Consider the following 6,878-nt stretch of genomic DNA (forward strand, 5'->3'; position numbering starts at 1 on the left):
CACGACCAGCCCGTAGCGGCTGTACAGTCCACGCAGTCCGCCGGGTCCGCGCAGTCCGCCGGGTCCGCCGGGTCCGCGCGGCGGGACGATCCCGGCCCGCCGCACGAAAATCCATGGACCGGCGAGCCGCCCGTACGCCACGATGACCGCCGCCAACCCCGTCCCCCGGGGTCCCGCTCACACGAAAGGCCACCGTCGTCCGTATGAGCCGTGCACTCCACCAGCGCGCCGTCGTCGCCGACGCCCACAACGACCTGCTGATCGCCGTCACCGCCCGTCCGCCGCACCGCTGGGCGGGCTACTTCCGGGAGCGCTGGCTGCCACAGCTGCGCGAGGGCGGCGTGGATCTCCAGGTGCTCCCGGTCTTCATCGACGACCAGTTCCGCCCCGAGGGCGCGCTGCGCGAGACGCTGCGGATGATCGAGTGCGCCCACACCCTCGCCGAGGGCAACGCCGACGAGGTACGGCTGTGCCTGGACGGCGACGACATCGACGCCGCGCTCGCCGACGGCCGGATCGCCCTGGTGCTGGCGCTGGAGAGCGCCCCCGGGCTGGACGCCAACGTCGAGCTCCTCCCGACCCTCCACCGACTCGGGGTGCGTATCGCCTCGCTCGCCCACTGGGGCCGCACCGCCCTGGCCGACGGCAGCGGTGAGGACGCCACCGGAAGCCGGCTCACCGAGGCCGGGGTCCAGGCGCTGAAGGAGATGGAGCGCCTGGGCATCCTCTTCGACGTCTCCCATCTCGGCGCCTCCGGGGTGGCCCATGTGCTGGAGCTGGCCACCCGCCCCGTGATGGCCACCCACTCCTCCGCCCGCGCCCTGCTGGACCACCATCGCAACCTCACCGACGAGCAGCTGCGCGGGATCGCGGCCACCGGCGGCACGGTGTGCGTCAACTTCCTCGGCGAGTTCCTGGCCACCGCCCCGGCCGACCGCACGGTGGACCGGCTGGCCGATCACATCGTCCATATCGCCGAGGTGATCGGTGTGGACCATGTGGGCCTGGGGCCGGACTTCATCAAGGAGGTCAGCGCGGACACCACCCCGCCCTGCTGCGAGGACGTCGAGTACGCCCGGCTGGTGGTCCCCGGTCTCGAAGGCCCCCGCGGACTGCCTCTGGTGACCGAGGCGCTGGTCCGAAGGAGCCTTCCGGAGGCGGACATCGAGAAGATCCTCGGCGGCAATGTGCTGGAGCTCTTCCGCAAGGAGCTGGGACGCCCCAGCTGAGATGTGGCGGCTACCGCCCGGCGGCGGCCAGGAACGCGTCGATCGCGGCGAAGGTGGCCTCGGGGTCCTCCCGGGTCGGGAGGTGGCCCGCGCCCGGGATCAGCTCGAACCGCGCCCCGGGGATGGCGGCGGCGTACGCGCGGCCGTAGTCGGGCGGGACGACGGTGTCATTCTCGCCCCACACCGCGAGAGCGGGCACCGTCACCCGGGCGAGCCGGTGCAGCAGCTTCGGGTCGGACTTCGTCGGTCCGGCGTAGGCCGCCAGCGCCTGGAGTGCCGCGGGCGAGGGCCCCTGGCGCGGTGCCGGTGCGCCGGAGCCTTCCCCCGGCCCGGAGCCTTCCCCGGGCCCGGGGCCTTCCCCCGGCCCGGAGCCTTCTCCGGGCCCGGGGCCCTGGCCGGGCGGGGCCGTGGGGAACCGCACCTCGTGCCCCTCGAGCCGCGGTCCGAACGCGCCCATGACGACCAGCCCGCCGATGCGGCGGCCCCGGTCGCGCACGGCCATCTCCGCGGCGATCCAGCCGCCGAACGAGCTGCCGAGGACCAGGACATCGCGCAGATCGCGGTCGTCCAGCAGATCCAGATACGTCTCGACGAGGTCGCCCACGCCCGAGAACCAGTCGGGCCGCGGGGTGTCCTCCCAGCCCGGGTGGGTCGGCGCCAGCACCCGGGAGGTGGCGGCGAAGTGGTCCACCACGCCGCTCACGCTGGCGGGTCCGGCGCCGCCGTGCAGGACGAGCACGGGGCGGCCCGCGCCCACGTCCCGCACCGTCAGGGGCAGACCGGGGTAGGGCTCGACGGTGAATCCCGTGGATCCGGTGAGTTCGGTGAGTTCGGTGAGTTCGGTGAGTTCGGTGAGTTCGGTGGGCGTGGTCATCGCTCCGCACCTCCGGCGGTCATCGCGGTGAAGGCGTCCCGCAGAATCCGCAGGGCGTCCGGCTGGAAGAAGTCGACGAGGTGGTCGGCCGATTGCGTGGCCGCCGCCTCGGCGCGCGGGAACATGGCTGTCTCGTAGGCGTTCAGCGCCGTCTCCAGGTCGTCGTGGGCGGCCAGGGCGAGGGCGAGTTCCGCGCCGTCGAGCATGGCGAGGTTGGCGCCCGCCCCGGCGAACGGGGACATCAGATGGGCGGCGTCGCCCAGGAGCGTGACGCCGGGCACCCGGTCCCAGCGGTGGCCGGTGGGCAGGGCGTGAATGGGCCGGGGGACGAGCGGTCCGTCGCTGTCGGCGATCAGCGCGCGCAGCCGCTCGTCCCAGTCGGGGAAGAGGTCCAGCAGCCGCTTCCTGGTCGCCGCCGGGGCCGCCGGGTCGATGAGGCCCGAACGGCTCCACTCCTCCGGCGCCTTGACCGCGATGTAGACGCGGATCCGGCCGCCGCCGTTGCGCTGGGCGAACAGCCCCTTCTCGTCCGCGAGGGCGAACATCGAGCCCCGGCCCACGAGTTCGGCGACGGCCGGGTGCCGGGTGTCCACGTCGTTCAGGAGACCGTCGACGAACGACACCCCGGTGTAGACCGGATCGGCGTCGGACAGCAGGGGCCGGACCCTGGACCACGCCCCGTCCGCGCCGACCAGCACATCCGCCGTGACGGTCGTACCGTCGGCCAGGGTGAGCGTGGGCCGCCCCGCCGCGCCGAGGGCGACCGACTTGACCTTGTGGCCCCAGCGGACCGTCCCCTCCGGCAGCGAGCTCAGCAGCAGCTCCTTCAGCACCCTGCGGTCGATCTCGGGACGGTCATTGCCGTCGCCGTCCTGCGGCGGGGGGCTGTGGAAGCCGACGTCCGCGTCCTTGCCGAGCAGGCGCAGCTCCCCGCCCTCGGGGCGGCTTAGCGGCCGGAACTCCTCGAGCAGCCCGGCGTGCAGCAGTGCCCGCTGGCCGGACTCCTCGTCCAGGTCCAGCGTGCCGCCCTGGTCGCGTGCGGTCGCCGACGCGTCCAGCTCGTAGACGGTCGAGGGGATGCCGTGGACGTGCAGGACGCGCGCCAGTGTCAGCCCTCCCGGCCCTGCTCCGACGATGGCGATTCGGGGTTGTGTGGTGGACATGGTGATGGATGCCTCCCTGGCTCGGCGCGGGTGCGTCGTGGATGGGAGGAGCGTAGGGTGACGAACGCGTTCGTGGCAAACATGTTCGTGACGAACGCGTTCGTCAGCCGGTACGATGGCGCCATGACAGCGCACCCCACCGCCCCGCGGAGCCGCCGGGAACGTCCGGCGAAACCGGCCCTGACCCGGGAAGGCATCATCGCCACCACGGTCGACCTCATGCGTGCCGAGGGCCTGGAGCGGGTGACGATGCGCCGCCTGGCCAAGGAGCTGGACACCGGGCCGGCCTCGCTCTACGTCTACGTCCGCAACATGGCCGAGCTGCACGCGGCCGTCCTGGACGAGCTCCTCGGCGCCGTCGACCTGAGCCCGGCGACGGCGGACGGCGAGTGGCACGACCGGCTGGTGCGGATCCTCACCTCGTACACCTCGGTGCTGTTCGAGTACCCCGGTCTCGCCCAGTCCGCCCTGGTGGCCCGCCCGTTCGGCAAGCACTATCTGAAGCTGGTGGAGGCGCTGCTGGCGCTGCTGGACGAGGGCGGCCTCGAGCCCGACCGGGCCGCGTGGCTGCTCGATCTGCTGCTCCAGTTCGCCACCGCGACCGCGGCCGAGCACGCCCACCGGGCCCCCGGCGACACCCCCCAGAGCGAGGCGGACTGGCAGGCGCTCGCCACGGTGGTGCGGGACGTCTCACCGCGGACCCATCCGCATATCGCCGCGCTCGGTCCGCGACTGCTGTCCGGTTCCCCCCAGGACCGGCTGGCCTGGGGCTTCGACGTCCTCATCGCCGGGGCGCGGCACACCCCGCTGCCGGAGGTGCTCGCCCCGTCCCCGGTGGACACCGAGGCCACCGGGAGCACCGGGGGGTGACTGTGCTCAGCCGTGCCCGGCGGGCCGCTCGCCGGTGGTCATCCGGGCGATATTGGAGCGCTCGCCGTAGGTGAAGGGACGGACCCGGTAGGAGGCCCGCTTCTCGTTCGGCAGGGTGATCAGCCCGAAGGAGTTGATGTCCGGGTCGAGCACGGCGACGGGGTGGAAGGAGCCGCCGCCCCGGGGCCGGTCCTCCAGCAGATAGCCCCGCTCGCCCTCGGCGTGGTCGGTCCAGGTGAACCGGATGCCGTTGGCGTGCATGACGGTCGCGCGCAGATCGGTCGGGGTGGCCGACGGCCGCCGGACGGGGCTGGTGCGCACTCCGGCCCGCCGGATGGTGCGCGGCGGCGCCCATGTGTGCTCCTGGCGCTGCTCCGCCTTGGTGAACGCCCCCCTGGGCAGGGTGACGTCGACCGGCCGGGACGCGGGTCCGTAGTACGGCCGCACCCGGTAGTAGAAGTGGGTCGTCGGGATCAGATCCGGGTGCCGGTAGGTGGTCTGACCGAGCGGGGCGTACGTGAGGATCGTCCAGGGTCCCCGGGGCTCGGTCGCGAACTCCACGATCCGCCCTGCGGCGCCCGGCGCCTTTCCGTGCCAGCTCAGCTCGGCGTCGACGGGGGAGACCCGGGTGACGCTGAGCACGGTCCCGGTCCGGGCCTCGCTGGAGGCTTCCGGCGCTTCCGTGGACGCCGCACACCCGCTGATTCCGGAAAGCCCGGCGGCGAAACGAGAACCGCCGCCGCCAGGGCACGTACCGAGCCGCTCACTTGCGCCAGAACTTCACGTTGCTCCACTCCACGGTGGCCGGGCCGTTCCCGCTGCCGGTGCGGTACGCCCCGAACTTGTCGTAGAAGCTGCCGCCGGGGCTGTCCACGGTGTGCTTGAGCGAGCCGTTGATGTACGTACGGTGCTCCTTGCCCACCTGGTGCACCGTATTGACGCGCACCGTGGCCCCGACCGTCCCCGCGTTGGACAGGGTGTCCCCGCCGTGCACGGCGTACAGCCGCCCGCCGCGCTCGACCGCGAGCATGAAGTACGGACCGGCGTCGCCGTCGGTGTCGTTGAACGTCTGCTTCAGGCTGATCCGGGTGCCGCCCATGCTGGTGACCCGGAAGTAGCCCTCGAACTGATGGGTCCCGCCGGTGTAGGTGTCATAGCGCCGCTCGGCCCGCTGGTCCCCGCTCGCGGTGGAGCAGGTGAGCTTGAAGGTGAGGTTGTCGACCTCCCCGCACCCCCGCTCCTGCACCTTGAACCCCGGGGACTCGGACGACCAGCCGCCCGGTTCGACCTCGGCGTGCGCGACGCCCGACGCCGCCAGCAGCAGTCCGCACGCGGCGGACATCCCGGCGATCACACGGTGTTTCCTGGACACGGTCCCACCCCTCTACTTGACCCAATAGCGGATGTTGCGGAACCGGGCCTCGGCCCGGCCACTGCCGTGGTGATAGACGCCGTTCTTGAAGTACCGCGTCGCCGGCCCCCGGTCGTCGACCGTCAGCACCAGCTTGTCGTCGGCGTAGACCTGGATCCTTCCGGTGTCCGCGTCATGGGCCACCTTCAGGTTCCACCAGGTGTTGTAGATACCGGTCTTGATGACGGCGTCCGTATAACGCTTGAGCGTCCCGCCGTCCGCGCTGGACGCCCGCAGCATGATGTCGGTGGCCGGTGTTCCGCTGGGGTGCCTGCCCCGCAGGATCTGCATGATGTCCGCGCCGTTCGTCCCGGACGGCACATACACATCGGCGTCCCACATGTGCTTCCCCGAGGAGTACTCCTGCTTCCACCGCATTTCGGTGCGCGGATCGGTGTCGCTGCCCTCTTCGAGCGGCTCGTCCGTGGAATTGACCCACATGGTGTGGGTCTTCGAGCCCGAGTCGTAGCGGTAGCGCTCGCTCAGGTCGAGATTCCACGGCTTGTGCATCGAGTATGTGAACGACGTCTGCGTCCATCCATCCGTCGGCGACGCCGCGGCCTCCTTCGCCGCGGCCGTCCCTCCGGACGCGACCCCGGCCGACAGGACCCCGACGAGCGCTGCGAACGCCAGGGCCGCCCTGAAGCGGGGGGAGCGTCTGGTGCTTCTGGTGCGTAATGCGGGCATATGGGTCCACCTCCGGTCTGTTCCGTTCCCGTGATGGATCATGGTCTAGACCAAGAGTCAAGGTAGGGCAGAGTTGATGGCGTGTCCATATCAATGAACAGAATTCACGACTGTGGTGGCGGGCGTGACGGGTCGGGTCAACTCCGCCGCAGCGCCTTCACCATGACCAGCTCCCTGGTCACGCCGTCGGCCAGCAGATCCCCCGGCTCCCGCGTGGCGGCGAAACCATGCCGCTCGTAGAGGGCGATCGCCGGCGCGTTGCCCGGGAACACCGCCAGCCGCAGCGCCGTGGCGCCCGTCCGCAGGGCCCAGGTCTCGACCGCCGCGATCAGCCGGCCGCCGACGCCGTGGCCGCGCGCCTCGGGGCTGACCCAGACCGACCTCAGCTCCGGCGGCCGCCCGTCCCCGTCCCCGGGCATGCCGCCCGCCATCCCGACCGCCCGGCCGTCCAGCAGGGCGACGACGTGGTAGGCGTCCGGCATCTCCAGCCGGGCGCGCCACCGCTCCTCGCCGCCGCGGTGCCAGTCGGCGAGCCGGGACTTGAAGGCGTGCGGCGCCTCGGCCAGTGCGGTCCGGCGGACGTCCCGCCACAGCGGCCAGTCGTCCGTCGTGACCACTCGCAGCCGCACCATGCCGCCCAGTTT

General features: G+C 72.1%; 8 protein-coding genes. 2 read left to right on the plus strand and 6 right to left on the minus strand.

From position 1 onward, the window contains the following. Positions 1 to 203: 203 nt before the first annotated feature. Positions 204 to 1,229, plus strand: coding sequence for a dipeptidase (locus GWI24_RS37655; protein ID WP_210950544.1), 1,026 nt, complete (start codon positions 204 to 206; stop codon positions 1,227 to 1,229). Between the two features lie 10 nt (positions 1,230 to 1,239). Here GWI24_RS37655 and GWI24_RS37660 read toward each other — a convergent pair whose 3' ends face one another. Next, on the minus strand, positions 1,240 to 2,103 hold the full coding sequence (locus tag GWI24_RS37660) for an alpha/beta fold hydrolase (protein WP_210950545.1): 864 nt from the start codon (positions 2,101 to 2,103) through the stop codon (positions 1,240 to 1,242). Continuing rightward, positions 2,100 to 3,266, minus strand: coding sequence for an NAD(P)/FAD-dependent oxidoreductase (locus tag GWI24_RS37665; protein ID WP_210950546.1), 1,167 nt, complete (start codon positions 3,264 to 3,266; stop codon positions 2,100 to 2,102). Before GWI24_RS37665 ends, GWI24_RS37660 begins: the two co-directional genes overlap by 4 nt. 123 nt (positions 3,267 to 3,389) lie before the next feature. On the opposite strand from GWI24_RS37665, the gene GWI24_RS37670 reads away from it, so the two are divergent. Beyond that, the gene (locus GWI24_RS37670) at positions 3,390 to 4,136 is read left to right on the plus strand and encodes a TetR/AcrR family transcriptional regulator (protein ID WP_210950547.1); all 747 of its coding nucleotides are present in this window, start codon (positions 3,390 to 3,392) and stop codon (positions 4,134 to 4,136) included. A gap of 6 nt (positions 4,137 to 4,142) precedes the next feature. Here GWI24_RS37670 and GWI24_RS37675 read toward each other — a convergent pair whose 3' ends face one another. The 4 genes from GWI24_RS37675 to GWI24_RS37690 form a co-directional block, all read right to left on the minus strand. Further along, positions 4,143 to 4,778, minus strand: a complete 636-nt coding sequence (locus GWI24_RS37675) for a fibronectin type III domain-containing protein (RefSeq protein ID WP_210950548.1) — start codon at positions 4,776 to 4,778, stop codon at positions 4,143 to 4,145. 121 nt (positions 4,779 to 4,899) lie between these two features. Then, entirely contained in the window at positions 4,900 to 5,508 is a 609-nt protein-coding gene (locus tag GWI24_RS37680) for a hypothetical protein (protein WP_210950549.1), read from the minus strand. Between the two features lie 12 nt (positions 5,509 to 5,520). Beyond that, complete coding sequence (locus GWI24_RS37685) at positions 5,521 to 6,057, minus strand: polysaccharide lyase family 7 protein (RefSeq protein WP_308344221.1); 537 nt, start codon at positions 6,055 to 6,057, stop codon at positions 5,521 to 5,523. Between the two features lie 314 nt (positions 6,058 to 6,371). Then, positions 6,372 to 6,866 carry a GNAT family N-acetyltransferase gene (locus GWI24_RS37690; protein ID WP_210950551.1) on the minus strand — a complete coding sequence of 165 codons (495 nt, stop codon included), beginning with the start codon at positions 6,864 to 6,866 and terminating at the stop codon, positions 6,372 to 6,374. Positions 6,867 to 6,878 lie beyond the last annotated feature (12 nt).

This window comes from Streptomyces sp. MK37H, assembly GCF_018035285.1.
Lineage (GTDB): Bacteria > Actinomycetota > Actinomycetes > Streptomycetales > Streptomycetaceae > Streptomyces > Streptomyces endocoffeicus.

Bases quoted from the DNA above. Each gene is read 5' to 3' on its own strand.
- GWI24_RS37665 (WP_210950546.1), bottom strand. From the start codon at position 3,266: ATGTCCACCACACAACCCCGAATCGCCATCGTCGGAGCAGGGCCGGGA.
- GWI24_RS37670 (WP_210950547.1), top strand. From the start codon at position 3,390: ATGACAGCGCACCCCACCGCCCCGCGGAGCCGCCGGGAACGTCCGGCG.
- GWI24_RS37690 (WP_210950551.1), bottom strand. From the start codon at position 6,866: ATGGTGCGGCTGCGAGTGGTCACGACGGACGACTGGCCGCTGTGGCGG.
- GWI24_RS37685 (WP_308344221.1), bottom strand. From the start codon at position 6,057: ATGCACAAGCCGTGGAATCTCGACCTGAGCGAGCGCTACCGCTACGAC.
- GWI24_RS37660 (WP_210950545.1), bottom strand. From the start codon at position 2,103: ATGACCACGCCCACCGAACTCACCGAACTCACCGAACTCACCGAACTC.
- GWI24_RS37655 (WP_210950544.1), top strand. From the start codon at position 204: ATGAGCCGTGCACTCCACCAGCGCGCCGTCGTCGCCGACGCCCACAAC.